Source organism: Burkholderia sp. GbtcB21 (assembly GCF_019091065.1).
In the GTDB taxonomy this organism is placed as follows: domain Bacteria; phylum Pseudomonadota; class Gammaproteobacteria; order Burkholderiales; family Burkholderiaceae; genus Burkholderia; species Burkholderia pyrrocinia_C.
In genome coordinates this window covers 1-1,364 of the sequence record NZ_JAGXKA010000058.1, presented here as the reverse complement: position 1 = coordinate 1,364, position 1,364 = coordinate 1, and the positions used below count along the sequence as shown (strand labels likewise).

General features: G+C 69.6%; 1 protein-coding gene. It reads right to left on the bottom strand.

Annotated elements, in window-relative coordinates; translation table 11 throughout:
* Positions 1-1,352, bottom strand: a 1,352-nt coding sequence (locus KVT39_RS38265) for a toxin TcdB middle/N-terminal domain-containing protein (protein WP_306795628.1), incomplete at its 3' end; no start/stop codon positions are given.
* Positions 1,353-1,364 lie beyond the last annotated feature (12 nt).

Below are 1,364 nucleotides of genomic sequence, written 5' to 3'. Positions count from 1 at the left end.
GGCAACGGGATGGCCTGACCGTCCTTCGTCTCGATCCGCAGCGGCGACAGGGCCGCCGCGAGCGGGTCGCCGTCGTAGGGGGCGCCGCCCACCCGGCCGTCCGGGTCGCCGGTGTGGTACCAGGTCCGCGTCTGCATGGCCGGAATGTAGGGCGTGCCCGCCGCGTCACGCTGCTCGGCGCCCAAGGGGCTGGGCATATCCGTACGCAGGATCCGTCCGAAGCCGCGGAACTGGCGGTCCTCGTCGTCGTAGTAGCCCTGCCGGTATTCCAGGGTCTGCTCCAGCGTGTTGTGATTGACCTCGTCGACCTGTTCCAGCCGCTTGAGTACCGACACCGGAAACGGCAGGCGGCTACGCGCCTGCGGATCGGCTTGCCGCTCGTCGAGCCATTCGTGCGCGGAACTTGCGTAGGTCAGGCGCGTCTGCGCTCCCATGTTGTCGTTCAACCCCGCCAGCAGATGGGGCTTGACGCCGCGCGAGAAGTCGCACACCCAGTGGGCCGGCTGCGGATGGAGCCGGCTGATGATCAGCACGCTGGTGCCGTTGCCATACAGGTCCGCCACGCTCACCTGGTGCAGGTCGGTGTAGCACAGCTCGTCCGGCAAGCTCAGCGTCTGGGCCGCGGCGAAACGGTTGCCGCACTGGTTGCGGTGCACGTAGAGCGTGCGGTGATCGAGATACAGCAGGTCGGCCGTGCCGCTGCCATCGATGTCGGCCAGCCACACCCGGGCGGGGTCGAAGTTCGCCGCGGTAATCGCAGGAGCCAGGGTGAGCGGCAGCTCGCGCGGCGCGCCGAAGCGACCCTGGCCCAGATTGGGCCAGCAGGTCACCGCGTTATGGCGAATCCGCACCAGGTGCTGCTGGCCGCTGCCGAGCACGTCGGCGAAGGCCGTCAGGGTCTGGCCGCCCCCCGGAGGCACCGGCAGGTTGTCCGGACCGGGGTGGTCGATCTGGCGGGGCGGGGCAAAGCCGCCGCGGCCCCGGTTGGCGCAGAATCGCACGCTGCTGGGACCGATCAGCGCCAGGTCCGCCAGGCCATCACCGCTCAGGTCGCTGAGCAGCGCCTGAGGATGCCGAAACTCGCTCGGAAAGGCGGCAAACGGGATGAAGCGCTGCCAACCTTGGTCGCCGTCGCGCGAGAAGAAGCCGGCCATGCCCGGCTCGGTGCGCACGGCATCGAGGGTGCCGTCCCCGGTGAGGTCCATCAAGGCGGCCGCGCTCATCTCGCCGCAGGGGATGGCCAGCGGCCGGGCGGCGTCGTATCCGACGTCCAGCCCCGCGTCGCTGGGCGTGACCGTCCGGGCGCGCCGATACAGATAGCTTTGGCCATCGTTGTACAGGATTCCGGGCATACCCTCGCCGTA